Source organism: Parvularcula maris (assembly GCF_024505085.1).
GTDB classification, from domain to species: Bacteria; Pseudomonadota; Alphaproteobacteria; order Caulobacterales; family Parvularculaceae; genus Parvularcula; species Parvularcula maris.
Window position 1 is genome coordinate 209536 of sequence record NZ_JANIBC010000002.1, and the last position, 22792, is coordinate 232327.

Annotated in this window: 20 protein-coding genes; 11 read left to right on the forward strand and 9 right to left on the reverse strand. The window is 65.2% G+C overall.

Going from position 1 to position 22792, the window contains the following annotated elements; all coding sequences use genetic code 11:
- Positions 1 to 2: 2 nt before the first annotated feature.
- The gene (glmU, locus tag NOG11_RS04380; RefSeq protein WP_256618465.1) at positions 3 to 1337 is read right to left on the reverse strand and encodes a bifunctional UDP-N-acetylglucosamine diphosphorylase/glucosamine-1-phosphate N-acetyltransferase GlmU; all 1335 of its coding nucleotides are present in this window, start codon (positions 1335 to 1337) and stop codon (positions 3 to 5) included.
- A 169-nt stretch (positions 1338 to 1506) separates the two neighbouring features.
- Between glmU and NOG11_RS04385 the strand changes: the two genes are divergently transcribed.
- Entirely contained in the window at positions 1507 to 2184 is a 678-nt protein-coding gene (locus NOG11_RS04385) for an HAD-IA family hydrolase (protein WP_256618466.1), read from the forward strand.
- Here the strand turns inward: NOG11_RS04385 and NOG11_RS04390 are convergent.
- Positions 2181 to 2375 carry a hypothetical protein gene (locus NOG11_RS04390; protein WP_256618467.1) on the reverse strand — a complete coding sequence of 65 codons (195 nt, stop codon included), beginning with the start codon at positions 2373 to 2375 and terminating at the stop codon, positions 2181 to 2183. The genes NOG11_RS04385 and NOG11_RS04390 overlap by 4 nt on opposite strands.
- Positions 2376 to 2572: 197 nt before the next feature.
- Here NOG11_RS04390 and NOG11_RS04395 point away from each other — a divergent pair, with 197 nt between their 5' ends.
- Both NOG11_RS04395 and NOG11_RS04400 read left to right on the forward strand, forming a co-directional pair.
- On the forward strand, positions 2573 to 3874 hold the full coding sequence (locus NOG11_RS04395) for a MurL-like N-terminal domain-containing (protein ID WP_256618468.1): 1302 nt from the start codon (positions 2573 to 2575) through the stop codon (positions 3872 to 3874).
- Positions 3871 to 5115, forward strand: coding sequence for a Mur ligase family protein (locus tag NOG11_RS04400; protein WP_256618469.1), 1245 nt, complete (start codon positions 3871 to 3873; stop codon positions 5113 to 5115). Before NOG11_RS04395 ends, NOG11_RS04400 begins: the two co-directional genes overlap by 4 nt.
- A 47-nt stretch (positions 5116 to 5162) precedes the next feature.
- Here the strand turns inward: NOG11_RS04400 and NOG11_RS04405 are convergent, their stop codons facing one another.
- Entirely contained in the window at positions 5163 to 6746 is a 1584-nt protein-coding gene (locus NOG11_RS04405) for a phosphoenolpyruvate carboxykinase (RefSeq protein WP_256618470.1), read from the reverse strand.
- A 333-nt stretch (positions 6747 to 7079) separates the two neighbouring features.
- On the opposite strand from NOG11_RS04405, the gene NOG11_RS04410 reads away from it, so the two are divergent.
- Positions 7080 to 9353, forward strand: coding sequence for a TonB-dependent receptor (locus NOG11_RS04410; protein ID WP_256618471.1), 2274 nt, complete (start codon positions 7080 to 7082; stop codon positions 9351 to 9353).
- A 119-nt stretch (positions 9354 to 9472) separates the two neighbouring features.
- Entirely contained in the window at positions 9473 to 10480 is a 1008-nt protein-coding gene (locus tag NOG11_RS04415; protein WP_256618472.1) for a LacI family DNA-binding transcriptional regulator, read from the forward strand.
- Here the strand turns inward: NOG11_RS04415 and NOG11_RS04420 are convergent.
- Together NOG11_RS04420 and NOG11_RS04425 are read right to left on the reverse strand one after the other, a co-directional pair.
- Positions 10461 to 11582 (reverse strand): glycoside hydrolase family protein, encoded by a 1122-nt coding sequence (locus NOG11_RS04420; RefSeq protein ID WP_256618473.1) that lies wholly within the window; start codon positions 11580 to 11582, stop codon positions 10461 to 10463. The genes NOG11_RS04415 and NOG11_RS04420 overlap by 20 nt on opposite strands.
- Before the next feature lie 9 nt (positions 11583 to 11591).
- Positions 11592 to 12836: an MFS transporter gene (locus NOG11_RS04425; RefSeq protein ID WP_256618474.1), complete on the reverse strand. Its 1245-nt coding sequence runs from the start codon at positions 12834 to 12836 to the stop codon at positions 11592 to 11594.
- Between the two features lie 96 nt (positions 12837 to 12932).
- On the opposite strand from NOG11_RS04425, the gene NOG11_RS04430 reads away from it, so the two are divergent.
- Positions 12933 to 13829: an ROK family protein gene (locus tag NOG11_RS04430; protein ID WP_256618475.1), complete on the forward strand. Its 897-nt coding sequence runs from the start codon at positions 12933 to 12935 to the stop codon at positions 13827 to 13829.
- A 3-nt stretch (positions 13830 to 13832) separates the two neighbouring features.
- Here the strand turns inward: NOG11_RS04430 and NOG11_RS04435 are convergent, their stop codons facing one another.
- The 4 genes from NOG11_RS04435 to NOG11_RS04450 are packed head-to-tail and all read right to left on the reverse strand — an operon-like array spanning position 13833 to position 17793.
- Positions 13833 to 14588, reverse strand: coding sequence for a proteasome-type protease (locus tag NOG11_RS04435; protein WP_256618476.1), 756 nt, complete (start codon positions 14586 to 14588; stop codon positions 13833 to 13835).
- 28 nt (positions 14589 to 14616) lie between these two features.
- Positions 14617 to 15432: a transglutaminase family protein gene (locus NOG11_RS04440; protein ID WP_256618477.1), complete on the reverse strand. Its 816-nt coding sequence runs from the start codon at positions 15430 to 15432 to the stop codon at positions 14617 to 14619.
- Positions 15433 to 15439: 7 nt separating this feature from the next.
- Entirely contained in the window at positions 15440 to 16363 is a 924-nt protein-coding gene (locus NOG11_RS04445) for an alpha-E domain-containing protein (protein ID WP_256618478.1), read from the reverse strand.
- Positions 16363 to 17793, reverse strand: coding sequence for a circularly permuted type 2 ATP-grasp protein (locus NOG11_RS04450; RefSeq protein WP_370468229.1), 1431 nt, complete (start codon positions 17791 to 17793; stop codon positions 16363 to 16365). The genes NOG11_RS04445 and NOG11_RS04450 overlap by 1 nt, the downstream gene beginning before the upstream one ends.
- A gap of 257 nt (positions 17794 to 18050) precedes the next feature.
- Between NOG11_RS04450 and NOG11_RS04455 the strand changes: the two genes are divergently transcribed.
- The 5 genes from NOG11_RS04455 to NOG11_RS04475 all read left to right on the forward strand — a co-directional run bounded on the left by NOG11_RS04455 (position 18051) and on the right by NOG11_RS04475 (position 22781).
- Positions 18051 to 18599, forward strand: a complete 549-nt coding sequence (locus NOG11_RS04455; protein ID WP_256618480.1) for a DUF421 domain-containing protein — start codon at positions 18051 to 18053, stop codon at positions 18597 to 18599.
- 126 nt (positions 18600 to 18725) lie between these two features.
- A complete protein-coding gene (locus NOG11_RS04460) occupies positions 18726 to 19607 on the forward strand; it encodes a bacteriorhodopsin (RefSeq protein ID WP_256618481.1) in 882 nt (293 codons plus the stop codon).
- A gap of 4 nt (positions 19608 to 19611) precedes the next feature.
- Complete coding sequence (locus NOG11_RS04465; protein ID WP_256618482.1) at positions 19612 to 20544, forward strand: Brp/Blh family beta-carotene 15,15'-dioxygenase; 933 nt, start codon at positions 19612 to 19614, stop codon at positions 20542 to 20544.
- Positions 20545 to 20561: 17 nt separating this feature from the next.
- Positions 20562 to 21419 carry a bacteriorhodopsin gene (locus tag NOG11_RS04470; RefSeq protein ID WP_256618483.1) on the forward strand — a complete coding sequence of 286 codons (858 nt, stop codon included), beginning with the start codon at positions 20562 to 20564 and terminating at the stop codon, positions 21417 to 21419.
- Positions 21420 to 22781 (forward strand): potassium transporter TrkG, encoded by a 1362-nt coding sequence (locus NOG11_RS04475; protein ID WP_256618484.1) that lies wholly within the window; start codon positions 21420 to 21422, stop codon positions 22779 to 22781.
- Positions 22782 to 22792: the final 11 nt, after the last annotated feature.

Sequence of the window (22792 nt, forward strand, 5' to 3'; positions counted from 1 at the left end):
GTCTATTTCCCGTTCTTCTGGCGGAAGGCCGCTGCCCAGCCTTCGATGTTGCGCTGCTTGCCTCTTGCGACGCCCAGGGCATCGGCCTCGACATTCCTGGTGATGACCGAGCCCGAGCCGGTGAAGCCGCCATCCGCGATCGTCACCGGCGCCACGAGCATGGTGCTCGACCCGATGAAGCAGTTCGCTCCAATGGTGGTCTTGTACTTGCCGTAGCCGTCGTAGTTGCAGGTGATCGTCCCTGCACCGACATTCGTGCCGGCACCGATCTCGACATCGCCGAGATAGGTGAGGTGCCCGGCCTTCACGCCCTCGCCGAGGACGGCTTTCTTGGTTTCGACGAAGTTGCCGATGGCTGATTTCGGTCCGAGCTTCGTACCCTGACGGAGCCTGGCAAAGGGGCCTGCCGCCGAGGCCTCCTCCATGACCGCTCCTTCGAGGTGCGAGAAGGGTTTGACCTCCACGCCCCGCTCGAGCCTCACGCCGGGGCCGAAGACGACGTTCTGGCCGATGACGCAGTCAGGGGCGATCTCGGTGTCGTAGGCGAGGTAGACCGAACGCGGATCGCTCATGGTGACGCCCGCCTCCATCAGCTCGCGGCGGCGGCGGTCCTGGAAGATGCGCTCGGCCTCGGCTAGCTCCACCCGGTTGTTGACGCCGAGCACCTCGTCCTCCGGCGCGGTCTCGACCAGCACCCGGCCGCCCGCCTCGCGAATCAGCCCGGCGAGGTCGGTGAGGTAGTACTCCTCATTGGCGTTGTCGTTCTGCAGCTTGGGAAGCTCCGAAGCCAGGTAGTTCGAATCGAAGGCCATGACGCCCGAATTGCAGAGGCGTACCGCCAGCTCCTCGGGCGAGGCGTCCTTGGCCTCGCGGATATGCTGAAGCTCACCCGCCTCGTTGGTGATGAGGCGGCCATAGGGGCCGGGGTCTTGGGGTTCGAAACCTAGAACGACCAGACCGGCACCGTCTTCGATGCGCCGGGTCATCCGGCGAAGGGTCTCCTCGGTCAGGAGCGGGGTGTCGCCGTAGAGGACCAGAACCGTGCCCTCGAAGCCGTCAAGAAGAGGCATGGCCTGGCGCACCGCATCGCCGGTGCCCTGCGGGGGGTCCTGAACGGCGATCTCCGCCCGCTCGTCGAGGGCCGGAAGCGCCGTGCGGACCTTCTCGCCGCCCGCGCCGATCACCACACCGAGGCGCTCGGCGTCGAGGCGCCGCGCGACGCGCAGGCAGTGGCCTAGCATGGGAAGATGGGCAATCTTGTGCAGCACCTTCGGCGTCTCAGAGCGCATCCGGCTTCCGTGCCCGGCAGCAAGAACGATGACGGCAAGGGCTGACATGGAGACTCCTGGGCTTTTGCGTCTGCGAGATGGCCCTTTGGCGCACCCCCTGTCACCTCACAAGCGGTGAGCGCTTGCAACCTTGCAATCCTTGTGCCCGGCGTGTCTTTCCGCGGCTTAAGGGAAGTTGCGTTTCCCCTTTGCGGCCCGGCGAACTAGATGGCCCGCCATGACGAAGCTTAGCGACACCGTGGTCATCTTCGACCTCGACGGAACACTCATCGACAGCGCGCCCGACCTCACCGCCGCGCTCAACCGTGCCCTTCTGAGAGAGGGGCTGGACGAGATCGACGAGAGCAAGGTGAAGGCGCTGGTCGGCGAGGGAGCCAGGGCGCTTCTGGAGAAGGGCTTCGCCCTCCAGGGCAAGTGCTTTCCCGCGGGACGGCGAGGCGACGACATCGTTGCGGGGTATATCGACGACTACCAGCGCCGCCTCAGCGAGCGCTCGGCGCCTTTCCCGAAGGTGCGGGAGACGCTGGAACGTCTGAAGGCGCGCGGGGCGGCGCTGGCCGTCTGCACCAACAAGCTCGAGTGCCTGGCCGAACCGGTCCTCGCGGACTTCCAGCTACGTCAGTATTTCCAGATGGTGGTGGCCGCGGATACGTTTGAGGAGAAGAAGCCCTCTCCCCTACCCCTCGTCAACATCGTCGAGGAAACCCGCAGACCGCGGGCGGTACTGATCGGCGATACCTATACGGACCTGGCGGCAGCGGATGCTGCCCACATGCCCTGCCTTATCGCCCGCTTCGGCTATGGCCAGCATGACAGGCGCCTCTCGGAAGCTGCTCATTTCGACAGCTTCGAACAACTACCTGCCCTGATCGGCGGGCTATGGAGCGAGGCTTAAACCCTCGCTTCATCCCGCTTGGGCATGCCATTGACCATGTTGCTGCGGACATCGAAACGGGACGAGCGCATGGTGGAGACGAAGCCCTCTTGGACGAGCTTGATATCGACGTCGTAGCCCTGCTTCCGCCAGTAGTCGCGGATCATGGATTGCAGGCGGACGGCGCCGTCGTTGGAGCAGTAATCGGACATGAACCGGTTCCTCCCTTATGCTGATCGCGTCATATGCGCTCAGACACGGGGCTGTCTATAAGAATCTGCCAAAACGTTACGGTATCCGGCCATAACAGTTCGGTGAACGCCGGAACTATACGCAAAACCGAGATTGAACAGATTGTGATAACATTCGGACTTGATTCCAGGAAGATCGCCACAGGTCAGAAAAGATCATGACGCAGCGCGGCGAACACTTCCGCTTCGGACCGGTGACCACCGAGGGGCAGACCGTCCGGTTCGGCTTCACCTGCAGCCGCTACGGCAGCTTCACCGAGGAGGTGACGTTCTCCAGCCCCGCGCCTGACGCGCCCATGCTGCTCACCCTTCTGCAGGTCGCGCTCGGCGTCAGCACCTACAAGGCCGCGGCGGCGGAACGGGTCACCTTCCCGCCCCTCACCAAGGAAGGCCGCGCCATGGCCGAGGCGCTTTATACCGAAGGGCTGGCGGAGTTCTTCGTGCGCGCAGACCTCCCCTACCCGCCCCTAACGAAGTTCGAAGGAGAGATCCTGCCCTTCATGAGGGGCGAGCCGAGCGGCACGGCTGCGCCGCTCGTCGCTTTCGGCGGGGGCAAGGACAGCTACGTGGCCGGCGTCATCGTCGAGGAGGCGGACGGCGAGGCTCCCGCTTACGCTTCGGTGGTGCTGTCCGATGCCGTCGAAGAGGTGCTGCGCAGGACCGCCCCGAGCGAGCTTCTCATCGTCAGGCGGAAGCTGGATCCCGAGCTCCTCGCGCTCAAGGAAGGTTTCTCCGGCCACGTGCCGATCACGGCCATCAACATTCTGATCCTGACGATCGAGGGGCTGCTGCGCGGTTCCAAAGCAGTGCTCTTCGCCAATGAGCGCTCCGCCGACGAGCCGACCATGAGCGTTGGCGGGATCGAGGCGAACCATCAGTACTCGAAGTCCTCCGCCTTCGAAGTGCTGGTCCGCCGGGCGGTGGAGACGGCGGGAACCGAGGCGCCGCTCAGCTACTCGGTGCTCCGCCCCTATTCGGAGCTTTGGATCGGGCGCGCCTTCGCCGGTCTGAAGGAGCCCTTCGGACGGTTCACGAGCTGCAACCGGAACTTCCGCCTCGCAGGCGATGCCGAGCGCCGCTGGTGCGGTGAGTGCGCCAAATGCGCCTTCACCTCGCTGATCCTCTCTCCTTTTCTGAGCCGGGAAGAGATGCTGGCCATCTTCGGCGAGAACTTTCTGGACCGCAGCCAGCTTCAGCACTTCTACCGCGAGCTGGTGGGACTCTCCGACCAGAAGCCCTGGGACTGTGTCGGCACCATCGCCGAGTGCCGCGCTGCGCTCTTCCGCGCCGGGGGGCGTGACCTTTTCGCTGAAACGGCGGCCGTGAGAGACCTTCTGCCGTCCGTTCTTTCCCAGGAGACGGAGGAGAGCTTACGGGAGCGCTGGGCCGAAGCCATGAAGGCCGAGCCGCCGGGGGAGCTGCCGAGGCGCTACGCGGACGCAGGAGAGAAGCTGACGTGAGGTTTCTTCTTCACGGCGCCGGTGTGGAGACCCGCGCGGCGGCAGAGGGTCTTCGTCAGCGAAGCCGCGGCGATCTTGCGCTCTACGCGCCGCAAGGGGGGGAGATCGAAAGGTTGGCCCCCCTGTCCGATCCTGAGGCGGACCGGTTTCTCGAAGGGGCCGTCTATCTCCGCTCGCCGGGCATCCCTCCGCGCGACGCTTTCTATCAGCACGCTGAAGAGAAGGCCGCCCTGGTGACGACCCCCACCGGCTGGTGGCTGAAGGAGGAGGCGAGCCCGAACACGGTGACGGTGACGGGCACCAAGGGCAAGAGCACCACCACCGCGCTTCTGGCCGACTGCCTTGTGGCGGCCGGTCGCAGTGCCGCGGCCTACGGCAATATCGGCCGCCCTCCCCTTTCCGCCGAGCCTGTGAGTGAAGAGTTTCCGGTGCTGGAGCTCTCCTCCTACATGATGCACGATCTTCCTGAGGCGGAGCATCTCCACCTGGTCACTAGTCTCTATGAGGACCACCTCGACTGGCACGGCGGCAGGGCGGCCTACCATGCTGCCAAGCTCAGGCCGTTTCGGCGGGATCGTCCAGCCAGGGGTCTGGCGCCGCGCGCGGTCATCGAAGCCTACGGTTTACCTTCTTCCGTCACGGCTATCGAGGAGGTGGTGTCGCCGGAGCTTCATCTGGGTAGCCGCCTGATCGACGCCGGTCCCCCCGAGAGCGGGTTCACGGGCGGGCCGCTCCGCCTGGCGCTTCAGGCGGCAGCGGCGGCCACCGCGATCCTCGTCGGGGAAGGCGCAGCGGCGCTCGCCGCGAGCGAGGCGGCGGCAAACTTCAAGGGCCTGCCGTCGCGCCAGTCGCTCGTTCCGTCAGAAGACGGAAGGCTCTGGATCGACGACGCCCTCGCCACCATCCCCGAGGCGGTCGTCAGCGTGCTGTCGAGGTTCGAGGGCAGGAAGGTCACCCTCATCCTAGGCGGCGCGGACCGGGGCATCGACTACACCCCGTTGGAAGAGGCACTGGCCGCGAGCGAGGATGTCGCCGCCATCGCTTTCGGCCCCGTCGCGGCCCGCTTCCGCTTTCCCTACCTTCCCGCTGAAACGCTGGAGGCGGCGTTGGAAGAGGCGGCGACGCGGACGCCCGAGGGCGGGGTCATCCTCTTCTCACCGGCGGCGCCCAGCGCCCCGCCGCACAAGGACTATAAAGAGCGCTCAGCGATCTTTCGCGCGGCGGCGGGGGCCGCGCGCTAAGCAAGCCTTCATTCAGCAGCGTCTTCGGGGTGACGAAGATGCCTTCCTCAGGCGCCAGGGGCGGCGCTCCTCACGTCCTCGGCCACATGGGAGAGGAACTTCTCGAAGTTGTCGCGGAACATGGCGGCGAGTTTCCGGGCCTGCTCGTCATAGCGCCCGGCATCGCACCAGGTGCTGCGCGGGTCGAGGATCGTCTTGTCCACGCCTTTGACCTCGACGGGCACCAGGAAGCCGAAGTTCTCGTCCTCGCGGAAGGTGGCTTCGTTGAGCGAGCCGTCGAGCGCCGCGTCGAGCAGCTTGCGCGTCGCGTTGATCGGCATACGGTGCCCCTCGCCGTGCGGGCCGCCAGTCCAGCCGGTGTTGACCAGCCAGCAGGTCGCGCCGGTGTCGTCGATCCGCTCGCGCAGAAGCTCTCCGTAGACCGAGGGGTGGCGCGGCATGAAGGGCGCGCCGAAGCAGGTGGAGAAGGTCGCCGTGGGCTCGGTCACGCCGCGCTCGGTGCCCGCCACCTTGGCCGTGTAGCCGGACAGGAAGTGGTACATGGCCTGGGGCGTCGAGAGCTTGGCGATGGGCGGCATGACGCCGAAGGCGTCGCAGGTCAGCATGATGACGTTGTGCGCGTGGCCGGACTGGCCGTTCTCGACGATGTTCGGGATGGCGTGGATCGGGTAGGCGCCGCGGGAGTTCTCCGCGTAGGCCGCATCGTCGAGGTCGAGCTCGCGGGTGCGCGGATCCATGACGACGTTCTCGAGCACCGTGCCCCACTGGCGCGTCGTCGCGTAGATCTCCGGCTCCATCTTCTCCGACAGGCGGATCATCTTGGCGTAGCAGCCGCCCTCGAAGTTGAAGAGGCCGTCCTTCGTCCATCCGTGCTCGTCGTCACCCACGAGCTTGCGCTTGGGGTCGGCGGAGAGGGTCGTCTTGCCGGTTCCCGAAAGCCCGAAGAAGACGGCGGCGTCCCCCTCCTCGCCCACATTGACCGAGCAGTGCATGGGTAGGACGTCCCGCTCGGGCAGGATGTAGTTGAGCAGGGTGAAGACGGATTTCTTCGTCTCACCCGCATAGGCGGTGCCGCCGATCAGGATCAGCTTCTCGGCGAAGTTGACGCCGATCACCGTCTCGGAGTTCGTGCCGTGGCGGGCGGGGTCGGCCTTGAAGCTCGGCAGGTTGATGATGGTGTACTCGGCTTCGAAGTCCTGAAGCTCCGCGTCCGTCGGGCGGCGCAGGAGGTGGCGGATGAAGAGGTTGTGCCAGGCGAGCTCGTTCACCACACGGACGGAGATGCGGTGGGCGGGGTCCGCGCCGCCGAAGAGGTCCTGGACGAACACTTCGCGGCCTTCGAGGTGGCTTTTGAAGTCCTCCCACAAGGCGGCGAACTGCGCTGGCTCGATGGACGCGTTGTTGTCCCACCAGATCGTGTCCTCGGTGCTCTGGTCGCGGACGGTGAACTTGTCCTTGGCCGAGCGGCCCGTGTGGGCGCCGGTCCTGACGACCAGGGGGCCGCCCTTGGCCACCTCGCCCTCGCCGCGCAGCAGCGCCGTCTCGTAGAGAGCGGCCTCCTTCAGATTGTAGTGGACCTTGCCGGGGTTCTTGACCCCCAGCTCTGCGAGCACGCGCGCGCCGTCGTTCATGGCTAGTTCTCCCTGTGGTCATCTCTGTGGGCGAGCTTGTCCTGCACCTCGCCCCGAGATGCTTTGTTTCCTGCCGCCTTAGAGCAAGACCTATGCCGTTGGCGAGGGTGGGAAACCGGCGACCAAAAGGTAGAAGCGTGATCACTCACGCCTTCCCGGTTGGCTCGCCGAAGCGAGCCCTACTCGGTTTCGAAGCGTTGCAGGAGAGCAACACTAGGCTACCGAATACAATCGAATGTATTTCGTGGATTGTATGGTTTCCAAGAACCGGTAGCGTCTGTGGTGACGGCGCCCGTCAGTGGCTGCCGCAGAGGAACGACCAGGGAGAAAACCATGAGAACGACCCGTACGAGCCTTCTGGCTTCCTGCGCCCTGCTGGCTATGGCCACGAGCCACGCCGCCGCACAGGACAGTGTCGGCGACGAGATCGAAGACCAGATCATCGTCACCGGTGTGCCCCGCGCCACCACGCAGCTTCAGTCGACCGCCTCCGTCACCGCGCTCGCCCCCGAGGAGCTGGAGCGCGCCGCCCCCCGCTCCACTGCCGAATTGTTCCGTGCCCTGCCCGGCATCCAGGTCGAGCCCTCCTCGGGCGATGCCAACACCAACCTCAAAGTGCGCGGCCTGCCCATCAGCGCGGGCGGCTCGCGCTACGTGTCCTTCCAGGAGGACGGCTTCCCCACCCTTCTCGTGGGCGACGTCTCTTTCGCCACCGCGGACAGCTTCCTGCGCTTCGACCGCACGGTGAGCACCGTGCAGTCGATCCGCGGCGGTTCGGCCTCGACCACCGCGCCCAACGCTCCAGGCGGCATCATCAACCTGATCTCCAAGACCGGCGAGCGCCAGGGCGGCTCGGCGGCGATCACCACGGGCCTCAGCTACAACTCCGTACGCGGCGACTTCGAGTACGGCATGCCGCTAAACGACAACTGGTCGGCCCATATCGGCGGTTTCGTGCGCACCGGCGAGGGCGTGCGCGAGGCACCTTCGGGTACGGAGGAAGGCGGTCAGGTCAAGGCGACGCTTGCGGGCGATTTCGACCGGGGCTCGGTGAGCTTCCACTTCAAGCATCTCAACGACCGTGTACCGACTTACCTGCCGATCCCGGCACGCTTCGACGGCAACGGCTTCGAAGAGGTCGGCGTCGATTTCGGCGACGGCACGCTGTTCTTCGATCCGACCGATTTCGCCAACCGGGTGGACGGCGTCGACGAGACGAACGGCGACGGCTTCGAGGCGGAGATGACATCCATCGCCGTGGTCGGTGAGTATGATCTGACTGACACGCTGACGGCGACCTTCCGTCACCGGACGGCCAAGATCGACGGCAATTTCGCCTCCCCCTTCCCCGCCACTGCCTTCGACGACCCCGAAGCGGGGCCGTCGGCCACGGTGGTCTACTTCAACACGCAGCTTCGGGACTTCGACAACAGCTTCACCGAGGCCAGCCTGACCAAGGATCTGGACATCGTCCAGATCAGGGCCGGGGTGAATGTCGACAGCCAGGACATCAACTCGAACTGGAACTTCAACCAGTACAATATTCGCCTCGATGACGACCGGACCCTGTTCGACCAGGGCGACAGCGTGAACGGCGTCCTCTTCGGCAACCCCGCCTTCGGAAACTGCTGCACCAGGTCCTACGATTTCGAGATCGACCTCGTCTCCCCCTTCATCGACCTGACCGGCGAGTGGGAGAACCTCTCCTGGGATGTCAGCTACCGCCACAACAGCTATGAGGTGGACGGAAGTTTCGCCGAGGTCGCCGTCCAGGCGCCACAGGACATCAACGGCGACGGCACGATCGGTCAGAACGAGCAGGCCGTGAACACCATCGGCACGCCGAGCCTCGCCAATTACGACGTGGACTTCGACGCCTGGTCGGTGGGCCTCAACTACGAGGTGATGCCGGGCCTCGCCATCTTCGGGAACGTGGCCGAGGGCGGCTCGCTCTCCTCACCCGACCGGATCACCGGCAACTTGCTGCCGAACGGCACGGTGGTGGACGAGGCGGCCTTCAGCCGGGTCGAGCAGTGGGAGGTGGGCGTCAAATACCGCAATGGCCCGCTCAGCCTCTTCGTCACCTACTTCAGCGCCGACACCACCGAGGCGGCGGAGTTCGAGGTGACCACCCAGAACGTCCTCGAGAACAGTTTCGAGGCGGACGGCGTGGAGATCGAGGGCAGCTACGAGTTCGCCAACGGCCTCGGCATTCGGGCCAACGCCACCTTCCAGGACGCCGAGATCGTGGCCAGCAACGATCCGAGCGTCATCGGCAACACACCCCGCCGCCAGGCCGACTACATCTTCAACGTCTCGCCCTATTACGAGGCGGAGCGCTGGTCGGTGGGCGCCAACATCTTCGGCACGGACGACACCTTCGTTCAGAACAACAACGATCTGAGCTTCGACAGCTACACGGTGACGAGCCTCTTCGGCCGCTTCGATCTGACCGAGAACGTCACCCTCGCCGCCGACATCAACAACCTCTTCGACAATGAGGGCTTCACCGAGGGCGAGGAGGGCTCGGCGGCGGCTGGCGACTTCGTTCGCATCCGGCCGATCAACGGACGGACGGCGAGCCTGACCCTTAGCTACCGCTTCTGACCGGTACTCCCTTACGGGGCAAAAGCGAGAGGGCCGTCCCGGTTGCCGGGGCGGCCCCTTTTCATCGCCGCGGCATCACCGCTAGGACGGGCGCCACGCTACCCACGAGGAGCGGCGCGATGTCCCGCAAACCCACCATGGCCGAGCTCGCCAGGATCGCCGAGGTCGACGCCTCCACGGTCTCCCGCGCCCTGGCAGGCAGCCCGCGGGTGAAGGAAGCCACCAAGGAGCATATCCGCCGCGTGGCCGAGGAGATCGGCTACGAGATCAACGTCTCCGCAAGAAACCTCCGCAAGCGCTCGACCGAGACCATCGGTATCGTGGTGCCTATCGACCCGACCAGGGGGCAGACGATCTCCGACCCCTTCTATCTGGAGATGCTGGGCGCGGTGTCGGCGGCGGCGGCCAAGCGGGGATACGACCTCCTCCTGACCATTCCCCAAAGCGACGAGAAGGTGGCGGAGCGGAGGCTTCTCACCTCGGGCAAGGTGGACGGCCTCATCATCATCGGACAGGCTGGCCGCAAGGAGCGGCTGAACGCCCTGGCTCAGTCCACGGACCGTATCGTGGTCTGGGGGGGCATCCTGGAGGATGCGCGCTACACCATCGTCGGCAGCGACAATATCGAGGGAGGGCGCCAGGCGGTGCGCCATCTTCTTTCGCTGGGCCGCAAGCGCGTTCTCTTCATCGGCGACAGGGCGCTGCCGGAGGTGGCCCTGCGCCATGACGGTCTGGTCCGGGCGCATGAGGAGCTAGGCGTTCCTCTCGACCCTTCCCTCTACCTGCCCTTGGGCTTCGGTGCGCCGGACACCGCAAGAGAAGTCCGCCGTCTGATCGAAGAAGGCGTCTCGTTCGATGCGGTCTTCGCCGCCTCCGACGTCCTCGCCATCGCAGCGATGTCGGCGCTGCGGGAGGCAGGCCTCAGCATTCCGGGCGATGTGGCTGTGGTCGGCTACGACAATATCGGCGCCTCATCCTCTGCCCTGCCGCCGCTTACCACGGTCTCGCAGCATATCGGCACGGGCGGCGAGCTGATGGTGGAGCTCCTCCTGCGGAAGATCAGGGGGGAGGAGGCCGCTTCACGGCTCACGCCGACGGAGCTGATCGTCAGGCAGTCGACGCACTGACGAGCGGCCGCATGTGCTCCGCAGTTTCCCTGCCGAAGAGGATCTCGACAGGGGGAGCGAAGGTGAGCTGAAGCTCGGACGAAGCCATCTCCGTATTAGGAGCGATCAGAGTGGCTCGCCCGGCATGGTGGTCGATCAGCCCGAACTCTCCGCCGAAGAGGTGCCGGGTGCCGGGTAGGACCGCGCCCTCTGCGCTATAAGGCTCCCACGGCCCATCGAAGCCGGGTGCCCTGAACAGACGCAGCTCCTTGCTGACCTCCTCGTCCGGCTGGTCCTCGCGCAGACGGTTGCAGGTGGACGTCAGCATCAGGAGCGATCCGTCCTTCGGGTCCTGATAGACCTTAGGCACCTCGGACTGGGTGTAGTCCTGCGCGTCCGGCGGAACGATCGGCTCGAGGAGGGTATCCAGCTCCAGAACTCCGTTCCGGCGAACCACGCGAGCCTGCGCCACGGCGGGCTCGCTCGGGCCGGTCTTCGCCGCCCAGTAGACACGGTAGACGTCCGGCTCCTCCTCCACGAAGAAGGGGTCGCGCCAGGCGAGGATCGGGCCTCCCTCCTCTCCTAGGGCGCTGCCCAGGCTGTCCTTAGGGCCGAGATAGTACCCCTTACGGAGGATCTCGCCGTAGTCCCGTTCCGGGTCGGACAGGACGACCGCCATGTCAGGATGCGCCCTGCCCATGGCTGGCGCTTCGAAGGCGCAGATGGACTGGATGAACGGACAATCCCGCCCAGCCCGGCGCACGCCGGTGAAGCCGAACAGAAGGTTTCCACCTTTCAGGTGAGCGGAGCCGCTCCATACATTGTGGTGGGAGACACTCGCCGGGTCGTCCGAAGGCTGAAGGTAGGCGCCGAGATCCTGCCAGGAGCGCCCCTCATCCTTCGAGACGAAGCGCCGAACATGGAAAGGGTAGTCGTTCCGCTGGCTCGGCCGGATAGGAGCACCTTCGGCGTTCAGCCTGGAAAGCGCCAAGGTGAAGAGGTGCAACTCTTCGCGGTCCTGATAGGTCCACGCGTCCCAGAGCCAAAGCTTGGGATGCTTGATCCCTTCTCGGAACAGCTCGCGCGAGGGCGGGGGAACGGGGACGGTGTCGGCATGGCTCATCGTGGCCTCTCAATACTCGAGCACATCGGCACGTTCCAGTGCGGGGCCTGCCGGGTTGCGCAGCAGATTGAAGACGCAACCTGCGAACAGGAGGAGGCTGAAGCCGGTCGCGAGCATGAAGCCGATGCGCAGATCGCCGCCGCCGAAGCGGTCGCTGACGAACGCCATCGCCAAAGGAGCGAGCGCCGCAGAGGCGGCGGTGAAGAACAAGGTCACCCCCGCCACCGCTCCGTGGTCGGACTTGCCGTAGCAACTGATCGCCTTAGAGTTGAGGGTCGGATAGATCATGGACATGAAAAGGCCCGAGAGGGGCAGGAGGTAGACCGCTGCCGTCTGGCCACCCGCCATGCTGCCTGCGAAGCAGAGGAAGATGATGCCGGTGAAGAGCGCCAAGACCGGCTTCCAATCGAAGCGGCTCAGCACCGCCACGCCCAGGAACCTGCCCCCTGCCCTCAGCACGAAGAAGATCATCACCGCATAGGCTGCGAAGAAACCGGTCATTCCTTCGGCAGTGAAGTTTTCGAGGAAGGTCGGCAGCCAGACGAAGATCGCCACCTCCGACGCGACATAGAGGGCGATGGCCAGGGAGAAGCCGAGGGCGTGCGGGCTTCTCATCAATGACAAGGTGTGGGTGAGGCCCGGCTTCTCCTCTCCTGTCCCGGCCGTGGGCGGAAAGCTCGTCCTCGCCATGGCCAGCACCATGCCTGCACAGAACATCGCCGCGATGATGTAGAGCCAGCGCCAGCTCATGCCGGACTGATCGAGGAAGACGACAAGCGCAGGCCCGACGATGGCGCCCACGCCAAAGAAGCCCTCTACGGCGTTCATCTTCTTGGTGTGGTCGCTGGTCGAACTGGAGATGTCGCCGATCACCGCCAACCCCGCCGTCTTGAAGATGCCGATGGCGAAGCCGGACACGAAGAGCAAAAGCGTATAGAGACGAAACGACGTGCCAGCGAAGAAGAGCGCGCTAGCGATCCCGTAGAGGGAGAGGCCCAGAACGATCGTCCGCTTTCGCCCGATCTTGTCGGACAGAAACCCAAGGGCCACACCGCTGAAGGCGATCGCCACCATGGTCGCCCAGTGGAAGGCTGCAGCCTGGGTGTTGGTGATGCCAAGCTCGCCGCGCGCGATGGAGATGATCTCGCCCACCGCATCGGTCGTCATCCCGAACATGAAGAACATGCCGAAGACCAGGAAGGTCACCAGACCGTAGCCTTCGCGGCTCACCGCCGCTGTGGTAGCGCTGCTCATGTTTCGGCTCCCGCAAGGGGTCTTGCCCGCCCCTTGATCGGCAGCCTACATGTAATGCCAATCGATTGGCAAGCGGCGCTAGCGACGGGGATGGATGTGAGTGAGAGAGAACTGATCGCGGGGATCGACGCGGGCGGAACCACCTTCAAGCTCGGCATCGCCGAGAAGGTCGGCACGGAACTTCTGGACAAGACCAGGGTGCCGACCGCCCAGCCGGCCGCGACCATCGCAGCCAGCATAGAGGCGCTCAAGGAGATGGCGCGGCGGGCTGGGGGCCGGATCGTGCGGGTCGGCATTGCGAGCTTTGGCCCGGTGGATGTGGATTCGGGCTCGGAAAGCTACGGCTCGCTGCTGGCAACGCCTAAACCCGGTTGGTCGGCGGTGGAGCTTCTAAGCGAGGTCGCGCATGGTCTTGGCGCGAGGGGGGTTCTCGACACCGATGTGAACGGGGCGCTGGAAGCGGAGATGGCCTATGGCGCCGCTGCTGGTCTCAGCCGGGCGGCCTATGTCACCGTGGGGACCGGCATCGGCGTCGGCATCCTGACAGGTGGAGGCTTCGCGGGTAGACCCGGCCATCCCGAGCTCGGCCATATCAGGGTAGCGAGGCATGCCGAGGATACGGACTATGCCGGACGGTGCAGCTTTCACGGGGACTGCCTGGAGGGGCTTGCCTCCGCCCCGGCGCTGGAGGAGCGGTTCGGCCCGCTACCGGCGCTCGGGGAAGAGCATGAAGCCTGGCGGATCGCGGGGTTCTACCTGGCGCAGCTCGCGATGACGCTGAGCCTGGGATACCGCCTCGAACGGATCGTCTTCGGCGGCGGGGTCATGCTGGCTCCTGCTCTCCTTGGCGAGGTCAGACGGTGTACTGAAGAGCTCAACGCAGGATACCTGCCGGAAGCCGCCAACGCAGAAGGCCTGATCGCGCGGGCCGCCCTCGGGGACGATGCAGGGCTGATCGGCGCCCTTCATCTCACGGGGCGGCTGGAGCGGTAGGCGTTACGCCTCGTCCAGCCAGTGCTCCAGGCTCGGCAGACCTTGCAGCCCGGTCTTGAGCGCCTCGTCCCAACCCATCGAGATAGAGGCGTAGGTCTCGTCATGCTCATCGATGCGGCGCTCCGTCCTGATGCGGAGGGCGTCGTTCTCGATCACGGTCAGGTCGAGCGGCAGGCCGACGGAGAGGTTCGATCTGACCGTGAGGTCCATCGAGACGAGCGCCGTCCGCAGGCCCACGGCCAGGGAGGTGCCGTGCGAGAGCGTGCGGTCGATGATCGGCTTGCCGTACTTGGTCTCGCCGATCTGGAAGTAGGGCGTGTCCTCACCGCACTCGATAAAGTTGCCGGCCGAGTAGACGAGGAAGAGCCGCATCGGCTCTCCGCCAATCTGCCCGCCGATGATGATCGAGGCGCCTGAGGAGGCGCCCGCGTTCTCGATGGCCGCGCCGTGGATGTCGATGAGCTGACGCATCTCCTGCCCGACGAGCTCGGCCAGCCTTGCGAGGCTGGGGACGTTCATGATCGTCTCGGTCTGCCCGTCCGTGCCCCCCGCCCCTAGGGCGACGGCGCGGTTGAGGTGGTCGATCACGCTCTGAGTGATGGAGAGGTTGCCCGCGCTCATCAGCACGATGGCCCTGTCCTCCCCCTGCCAGGTGAAGGTCTTCTTGTAGCGGGAGATGTTGTCGACCCCCGCATTGGTGCGCGTGTCCGAGAGGCAGACGAGGCCGGCATCGAGCTTGAGGGCGATACAGTAGGTCATGGCGAATCCAGATTGTCCGGATGCGCTCTTACTGCTGCGCCTGTCCGATAGCTACCGATGCCGTCAGGGTTTCTTCGGCGTAACCCTCGATAGCCCCGATAACCGGCGCCGCGCGGCCAGCATCCAGGTGGCAAATCAGTCGAACGTGATCCTGGGTCGGGCAGGTTCGGTTGGCGATATCGAAGCCGACCCAGCCGAGACCCTCAACGAAAGCCTCCGCCCAGCCGTGGGTCTCGGTGAGGTCATCCCCCTCCCCCGCCACGTAGTAGCCCGCCACATAGCGCGCCGGTATTCCCAGGCTCCGCGCCGCGGCGATGAACACATGGGCGTGGTCCTGACAGACCCCCGCTCCCTGCTCGAGAGCGGCGGCGGCGCTCGTCGCCATGTTCGTGCTGGCCGGTTTGTACTCGACGGCGTCGCGGACACTGGCGGAAAGGCTGTGAAGGGTTTCCAGCGTATCGCTGCGCCGAGCCGCGCTGGCGAGGTCCTTGATTGCGGTGTCCGTTGCTGTGAGATCCGTCGTTCTGAGAAAAAGTTCCGCAGGCGCTCTTTCCTTGAGCCCCCGGACGACGCCCTGATCCTGGCGCCGCACGACAATTCCTTCGGCGATCACCTCCACCTCGGAGATACCGCCGTCGCAGGACCAGAGAGCCTCCTTCACGCCAGCCGCATCGGTGAAGTTCGGCTCGATCGGTTGGTCATTGGCTGTGACTTGCCAGCTCTCCACCGTCTGCCCTTCGTACCCGGAAGGAAAAAGACGAAGGCGCATGACCGCCGCTACCGCCTGCGGCTCATAGGCGTAGCGTGTGACGTGGCGGATCGAAAGGCGGATGGGGTCGGTCATGGGGGCCTCAAAAACCGTAGACCAAGGACGTGGCCGAGTGGATGTCGAGGACGCTCTTCAGGGTCTCCTGCACGAACTCGTGCAGGCCGTCCGCAAACACCTCGTCCATATCGGTGTCGGCAAGGCGGGCGTGAAGGCGCTCGGCACGGTTCTGCGCTTCGGTACGCTGATTATAGCGTAGCGCCAGCCTGCCTAGCGTATCGGCAGCCTCGGTGATGCAAAGGGCCACGGAGCGGGGGAAGGACCGGTTGAGGACAAGAAGGTCCGCCACGTTCCACGCGGTGACGTCGCCGCGATAGACGTGGTGGTAGGCCCTCAGCGCGGAGGCTGCGAAGAGCAGCGAGTTCCACTGGTGAAAGTCCCGGCCCCCGCCGACCACGTCGCGTTCCGGCAGAAGGGCGAAGTACTTCACTTCGAGAAGCCGCAGCGCCATGGCGGCCCGCTCCAGCGCTCCGCCGAGCTTGATGAAGTCGTAGCGGTCGTCGCGCAGCATGGTCGTCTCGACCGAGCCGCGAAAGGCGGCGGCCCGCTTCTGGGCCCATTCGAGATAGTCAGGCAGGGAAGAAGAGGCCTCGGCCTCGGGCACTTTCTCCAGCGCCCGCCACTCATCGTTAAGTGCTTCCCAGGCCTGCCGGGTCAGCGCCGTTCTCTCCGCCCGCGCATTGCTGCGAGCAAGGGTGAGGGCGGAGCGTACGGACGATCCTCCCTCCTCATCGAGCAGCAAAATACGGACGGCTTCGCGGCGTCCAACCTCCTCGCTCTCCGTAAGCGGCACACCGGCAGCCTTAAGCACCGATAGCCAGTCCTGGCGGGTGGCGGAGCCGGGCAGCATGGTCATCCTGGCGCCCATATCGAGCAGCCTGGCGGTCGCGTCCGCCCGCTCGACATAGCGGCCCGTCCAGTAGAGGTTGGCGGCGGTGCGCGAGAGCATTAGGCGCCTCCCCCGTGGGGGGCGTCGCCGGCCAGAACCCAAGTGTCTTTCACTCCTCCGCCCTGGGACGAGTTGACCACCAGGCTACCCTCCCGCATGGCCACGCGAGTGAGCCCTCCCGGTGTCAGCCTCACCTCACGACCCACGAGGCAGTAAGGACGGAGGTCGACATGACGCCCGGCGATCTTGCCCCCCGTGAAGGTGGGCGCGGTGGAGAGATCGAGCGTGGGCTGAGCGATGAAGCCCGCCGGGTCCGCCTCGAGCCTCTTGCGGTAGGCGGCGACCTCCTTCTCGGTGGCACGGGGGCCGATCAGCATGCCGTAGCCGCCGGAGCCGTCCACCTCCTTGACGACGAGGTCCGCGAGGTTCTCCAGCGTGTAGGAGAGCGCGTCCGGCTCAGCACATTTATAGGTCGGCACGGTGTCGAGGATAGGTTTCTCGCCGAGATAGAAGTCGATCATCTCCGGCACATAGGTGTAGATGGCCTTGTCGTCGGCGACCCCTGATCCGGGTGCCGAGCAAAGCGTGACGCCGCCCGAGAGGTAGACATTCATCAGGCCTGGCACACCGAGGGCAGAGTCGGACCTGAACGCCAGGGGATCGAGGAAGTCGTCGTCGATCCGCCTGTAGATGACGTCGACGATCTCCAGACCCTTCGTCGTCCGCCGCCAGACCCGGCCGTCGCGTACCCTGAGGTCCCGCGGCTCGACGAGGTCCACGCCCATCAGATCGGCAAGGAAGCTGTGCTCGTAATAGGCGGAGTTGAACGGCCCCGGTGTCAGCACCACCACCTGCGGGTCCTGGCGGCAGGCGGGCGGCGCGACCTCCTCTAGGGTCCGGCGCAGATCGTCCGGGTACCCATCGACGGCGCGCACCGCCCCCTCGCCGAAGAGGTCGGGGAACATCCTCGCCATGATCTCTCGGTTCTCGAGCATGTAGGAGACGCCCGAGGGGGTGCGGCAGTTGTCTTCGAGCACCTGCCAGTCGTCCTCTCCGGTGCGCACGAGGTCGATGCCGACGATATGGGAGTAGACTTTTCCCGGCGGGTCGAAACCGATCATCTCCGGGACGAAGGCCAGGTTCTGGATCACCAGCTCCGCCGGGATGCGCCCGGCACGGAGGATCTCGCGGCGGTGGTAGACGTCGTAGAGAAAGGCGTTGAGCGCCTTGGCGCGCTGCTCGATGCCCTGGGAAAGCCGTGCCCACTCCGAAGCGCCGATGACCCGCGGGATCAGATCGAAGGGGATGAGGCGCTCAGGGTCGCCGCCCTCACCGTAGACGGCGAAGGTGATGCCGATCCGGCGGAACAGCGCCTCCGCCTCCTTGGCGCGAAGTTCCAGAAGCGGCTGACCGATCTCCTCCAGCCAGGATGCCACCTGGGTGTAGGGCGCACGGATGCCGCTGTTCGAGTGCATCTCGTCGAAGGGGATAAGGCCTCCCAAACGTCAAAGAAACAGGCTGGGCCGGGTGCTAGCGCGATGCAAGGCCGGGATACAGAAGGGCGAGTTGACAATAGCGGGAGGCGTTTTGTCGGCTGTGAAGGACAGTTCCTGCTACCCAATCAGGCCTGATCCTATGCTGACAAGGTTGCACAGCGCGACCGTCCCAGCGCTCATCCATTTGCCGAGCGGCAGGAACCGTAAGACTCTTCCGATGGTTACGTAGTCTCCGACACGGAAGACAGGTCATGGACGAGAAAGAGCGGATATTCTTCGCAGACTGGGAGGGGATCGCCGAAGTCGTCATCGTCTCGCCACTGATCTACGGCCTGGTGATCCTGTTCGTGCGCATCAGCGGTAAGCGGACGACCGGCGAGATGAACAATTTCGACTGGATCCTGACGGTGGCCATGGGCTCCATCGTCGCGTCCGGCATCGTCATCAACACAGTCGAGCTGGCCGAGACCGTCAGCGCCATCGCGGTCCTGATCGGCCTTCAGTACATCCTGACCAAGCTGACCCACCGCTCCTCGAAGGTGTCGAACATCGTCAAATCGCCGCCGAGGGTCCTCGTCTACCGGGGGGTCATCGACGAGAAGGCGATGCAGGCGGAGCGGATCACGAAGGAGGAGATCGCCGCCGTTCTGCGGCAGAACGACATTCCCCGCTTGGACGCCATCGAGTTTCTTGTCCTCGAGAATACCGGCCAGTTCAGCATCCTCTCACGGGTGGCGGCGGAGGCGAGCGTGGACGAGGTGGTGATGACCGAAGAGATGAGAAACGTAGCGCAGCGCTAGTTTCGCAGGGCCTCCACCCGCATAACATGTGACGCATTTCGGACATCGGTGAAGGAATCAAGCACACCCAGGAACCAACCACGCTGCGGCCCGTTCATGGACTCGCTCACCTAGCGGGGAACCCATATGGACGCGCTTCACCACAACATCGAAAACTTCGCGGCGTTTCCGCATCCGGCCTACCAGCTCATCGCCGTGCTGCTGATGGTGGGCTACGGAGCGCATCTTGCGTTCTCGGTCTACTTCCTGGCCGCCTCCACCCAGATCGCGCCGCGCTACCGCCTGGTGCCGTGGTTCTCCGCGGTGGTGATGCTGGCGGCGGGCCTCAGCCTCTTCCGCGAGTTCTCGGTATGGAGCGAGACCATGGTCTTCACCGGCGAGGACTGGCGCCGGGACAGCCAGGAGGTGTTCTCCAACGCCTACCGCTACGCCAACTGGACGATCACCATCCCGCTCCTCCTGGCGCAGCTCCTGATCGCGTTGAAGCTGCCCCGAGCCAGCATGCACAAGCTGCTGCCCAAGCTGGTCCTCGCCGCGATCGCGATGATCTGGACGGGTCTCGTCGGCCAGTTCTACGAGCAGGCCAGCATCGCCACGATGCTCGTCTGGGGCGCGATCTCCACCGTGCCCTTCGTCTATCTCGTCATCGCGGTGCAGAAGGAGCTGAAGGCCGCAAAGGGCCGCACCCCCGTCATTCTGCACCCGTGGCTGGACAAGATGTTCCCCTACTTCCTGTTCTTCTGGGGCCTCTACGCCCTGGCCTATATGGTGCCTGCCTTCTCCGACGGCGCGGCGGCTGCGGTGGTCAGGCAGTTCATGTACACCGTGGCGGACGTCTTCTCGAAGCTGGTCTACGGCCTCATCCTGTCCCGCTTCGTCCTGAGGCTGAGCGCTGCGGAGGGCTACGCCCCCGCTGCCGAGGCCCTCGGCCCCGACTGGTCGGCAACCGAGCCCGTGCCGGCTCACGCGACGACCGCACCTGCCGCCACGGCGGCCGAGACGGCCTAAACGGGTGGCGCTTCTCCCCCGCCTTCCGAGCCCAGGCTTCGCCCTGTTAGCGCTCGCCGGGGCGGGGGCGGCGCTTACGGCGCTGCCGAGCTCCTGGACCTTGGCGGCGGCCTTCCTGCTGATCGGCGTGATCGGCCTGCCCCACGGAGCCTCGGACACCGCACTGGCAGCGCCGCGTTGGCGAGCGGCCTTCGGGAAGGCAGGACTTGCGCTGTTCCTGGCGGCCTATCTCGGAGCGGCGCTGGCTGCCTATCTCTTCTGGGTCAGCTTTCCTTTGGCCGGGCTGGCTGCCTTCCTGGTTCTCTCCGCCTACCATTTCGGTCACGACGACCTGCCGCCGCCCTTGAGAGGGAAGAGCGCGCTGGGCAGCCCCGAGGGCTGGCTTCGTGGAACGATGGTCCTCGGCGGCCCGGCGATCTTCTACCGGCCGGAGGTACAAGCGATCTTCGAAGCGCTTCTTCCTGGGGCGGAAGGTGAGGGTGCGGCCCTTCTCGCCTCCTTGCTTCAGATCGCTGGTCTCCTCGCTCTGCCGCTGAGCCTCGCTGCCGCCGTCCGCGACCGAGGGCAGCGCAGCAGTTTCCTTCGCTCCGTCATCTGTCTGGTGCCGTTTCCGCCGCTCGTCGGCTTCTCGCTCTACTTCGCCTTCGTCCATAGCCTGCATCAGACCGCCGAGCGCGGCACCAGGATGGGCGCAGGGTCGCTGCGGGACTATCTGGGGCGTTGCTGGCCGTTCGTAGCCGGAGGGGTCTTGGTGATGGCCGTTGTCGGCTCTGCCCTGGTCGCTGCGCCCGAGCGGGCCACCGCGACCCTCTTCATCGGCCTGGCCGTCCTGACCTTTCCCCATATCCTCTTCGGCGGCACGCCGAGGTCTGCGCCGGTCCGTAAAGATCCGTACCCGCCTCGTACCCTCACCCGCCTTTCTTGTGAAACGCCCTGAAACTAAAGGACCAACCCATGCCGAACATCGAGAACTACCTCACCTTCGAGCACTGGCATTTCGACTATGTCCGGCACATCTTCACCCTGACGGTTGCGGTGTTCGGCGCGGGGCTCGTCTACTTCCTCCTCAGCGCAAGGAACGTCGCGCCTCGATACCGGGCGAGCTCCTACCTCTCTGCGGTCGTCATGGTTTCGGCCACCTACGAGATATTCTCCTTGTGGCTCGGATGGGACAGCTCCTTCGCCTATAACGGCAGCGAGTGGGCACTGGTCGAGGGGAAGGTCTTCTCCAACGGCTACCGCTACGCCAACTGGTGTATCGACGTGCCGATGCTCCTGACCCAGCTCCTCATCGTCGCGGGCTTTGCAGGACAGAAGTTCTGGTCGAACTGGTGGCAGTTCACCGCCGCCGGTCTCCTGATGATCTTCACGGGTTATATCGGCCAGTACTACGAGCCGCAGGTGGCCGGTCTTGAAGACGGCTCCACCATGCCGTTCTGGATCTGGGGCCTCGTCAGCTCGGTCTTCTACGCCTGGATCGTCTACCTGACCATCAAGGTCACGCTGAACCCCCATGGCGATATGCCGGTGCGGGCACGTAAAGAGCTGCGCAATGTGGGTATCCTGCTGATCGTCTCCTGGACCCTCTACCCCTTCGCCTACGGATGGCCGGCCTGGCAGCCGGATGCGGACGGTGTCGTCGTGCGCCAGACGCTCTACACCCTCGCCGACATCTTCTCGAAGCTCGTCTACGGCGTGATGCTGGGCCGGGTGGCCCTGATGCGCAGCGCCTATGAGGGCTTCCCCTCGGCCATCGAGGTCGGCGGGGACCAGGCACTCACCAGCGATGAGAGAAAGCGTATCACAGCCTGAATGGAGCGCCGCTTTCGTTTACGGACCGTTCTGCTGCTGGCGCTGCGGTTCGGCCCGGCCCTCGTCCTTCTTCTCACCCCTGCCCTCCTCGTGGCTCTGTTCGGCCGCGAGGTCGGCGTGGCGCTCGTGCTCGTCGCCGGTATCGTGCCGTGTATCGGAGCTAGCCTCGCCATTCGCCGACGCCCTCCCCCGAAGGAGACCTCGGCAGCCGAGTCCGTCGCCGCCGTCACCCTGACCTTCGCCCTGGCGGGGGTCCTCCTGGCGCCGGTCTATCTAGTCAGTGGTCTGGGCTTTACCGATGCGGTGTTCGAGGGTGTTTCCGGCATCACCTCGACGGGTCTCTCACGCTACAGCGCGCCCGAAGACCTCGCTTTTCCGGTTCTCTTCACGAGATCATGGAGCCAGTGGGTCGGCGGCTACGCCATCATCGCGCTGGTCGCAGCGGTGCTCTCACCGGCCATGAAAGCCAGCAAGGATATCGGCGCTCTCAACGTCGAGGCCGATGACCGCGACATGAAAAAGGCGAGCCTCGTGACCCTCGCCGCCTATACCGGGCTGACGGCGCTCGTCATCGTCGGTCTCCTCGTCACCGGCACCGATGCGAAGAACGCCGTCCTCTTCGGCCTGTCGGCCACACCCACCGGCGGCTTCGCTCCCCATGCGGACAGCGCCGCCATCCTCAGCCGCGAGAGTGTGATCGTCCTCGCCCTCTTCTTCACGCTCAGCGCCCTGGCCCTGACCGATCTCACCATGCCCGACGGCAAGAGAAGGGAGCGGCTAGGCAAGCTCGGTGCCGTTCTCCTCGCCATTATCGCCCTGACCATGGTCAGCACGGTCACCCTGCGCTTCGGCGATGATCTGAGCTGGTTCGACAGCGCCTTCACCGCCCTCTCCGCGCAGACGACCACGGGCTTCAACACCGTGCCGACGGACGAGCTGAGCCTTAGCAGCCGATCGGTCCTGATGCTGAACATGTTCGTGGGCGGTGATGTCGGCTCGTCGGGCGGCGGGGTCAAGATCCTGCGCCTTCTCATGCTGTCGGCACTGGTGCTGCACATCGCCAAACACGCCCGGCGGGAGTTCTGGCCCGATGACAGCGTCCGCATCACCCTCGCCGTGCTTGCGGGGTTCGTCATCGTCATCATCGTCGGAGCCCTACTCATGATGCTGCTCGGCGCATCCTTCATGGACGCCCTGTTCGAGATGATCTCGGCGGTAGGCACGGTGGGCCTTTCCGCAGGACTGACAGGAGACCCGCCTCACCAAGCGGCGATCTGGGTCCTGACGATAGGGATGATCCTGGGCCGAACCGAAGTCCTCCTGCTCGCGCTGCTGCTTGTCAGGGGAAGGAAGAGGAGCTGACGGCGCAGCGG

Coding starts and splice junctions, on each gene's coding strand:
- NOG11_RS04390 (WP_256618467.1), bottom strand. CDS start 2,375: ATGTCCGATTACTGCTCCAACGACGGCGCCGTCCGCCTGCAATCCATG.
- NOG11_RS04475 (WP_256618484.1), top strand. CDS start 21,420: ATGGAGCGCCGCTTTCGTTTACGGACCGTTCTGCTGCTGGCGCTGCGG.
- NOG11_RS04470 (WP_256618483.1), top strand. CDS start 20,562: ATGCCGAACATCGAGAACTACCTCACCTTCGAGCACTGGCATTTCGAC.
- NOG11_RS04405 (WP_256618470.1), bottom strand. CDS start 6,746: ATGAACGACGGCGCGCGCGTGCTCGCAGAGCTGGGGGTCAAGAACCCC.
- NOG11_RS04440 (WP_256618477.1), bottom strand. CDS start 15,432: ATGACCGACCCCATCCGCCTTTCGATCCGCCACGTCACACGCTACGCC.
- NOG11_RS04415 (WP_256618472.1), top strand. CDS start 9,473: ATGTCCCGCAAACCCACCATGGCCGAGCTCGCCAGGATCGCCGAGGTC.
- NOG11_RS04455 (WP_256618480.1), top strand. CDS start 18,051: ATGGACGAGAAAGAGCGGATATTCTTCGCAGACTGGGAGGGGATCGCC.
- glmU (WP_256618465.1), bottom strand. CDS start 1,337: ATGTCAGCCCTTGCCGTCATCGTTCTTGCTGCCGGGCACGGAAGCCGG.
- NOG11_RS04420 (WP_256618473.1), bottom strand. CDS start 11,582: ATGAGCCATGCCGACACCGTCCCCGTTCCCCCGCCCTCGCGCGAGCTG.
- NOG11_RS04460 (WP_256618481.1), top strand. CDS start 18,726: ATGGACGCGCTTCACCACAACATCGAAAACTTCGCGGCGTTTCCGCAT.
- NOG11_RS04435 (WP_256618476.1), bottom strand. CDS start 14,588: ATGACCTACTGTATCGCCCTCAAGCTCGATGCCGGCCTCGTCTGCCTC.
- NOG11_RS04425 (WP_256618474.1), bottom strand. CDS start 12,836: ATGAGCAGCGCTACCACAGCGGCGGTGAGCCGCGAAGGCTACGGTCTG.
- NOG11_RS04445 (WP_256618478.1), bottom strand. CDS start 16,363: ATGCTCTCGCGCACCGCCGCCAACCTCTACTGGACGGGCCGCTATGTC.
- NOG11_RS04410 (WP_256618471.1), top strand. CDS start 7,080: ATGAGAACGACCCGTACGAGCCTTCTGGCTTCCTGCGCCCTGCTGGCT.
- NOG11_RS04395 (WP_256618468.1), top strand. CDS start 2,573: ATGACGCAGCGCGGCGAACACTTCCGCTTCGGACCGGTGACCACCGAG.
- NOG11_RS04385 (WP_256618466.1), top strand. CDS start 1,507: ATGACGAAGCTTAGCGACACCGTGGTCATCTTCGACCTCGACGGAACA.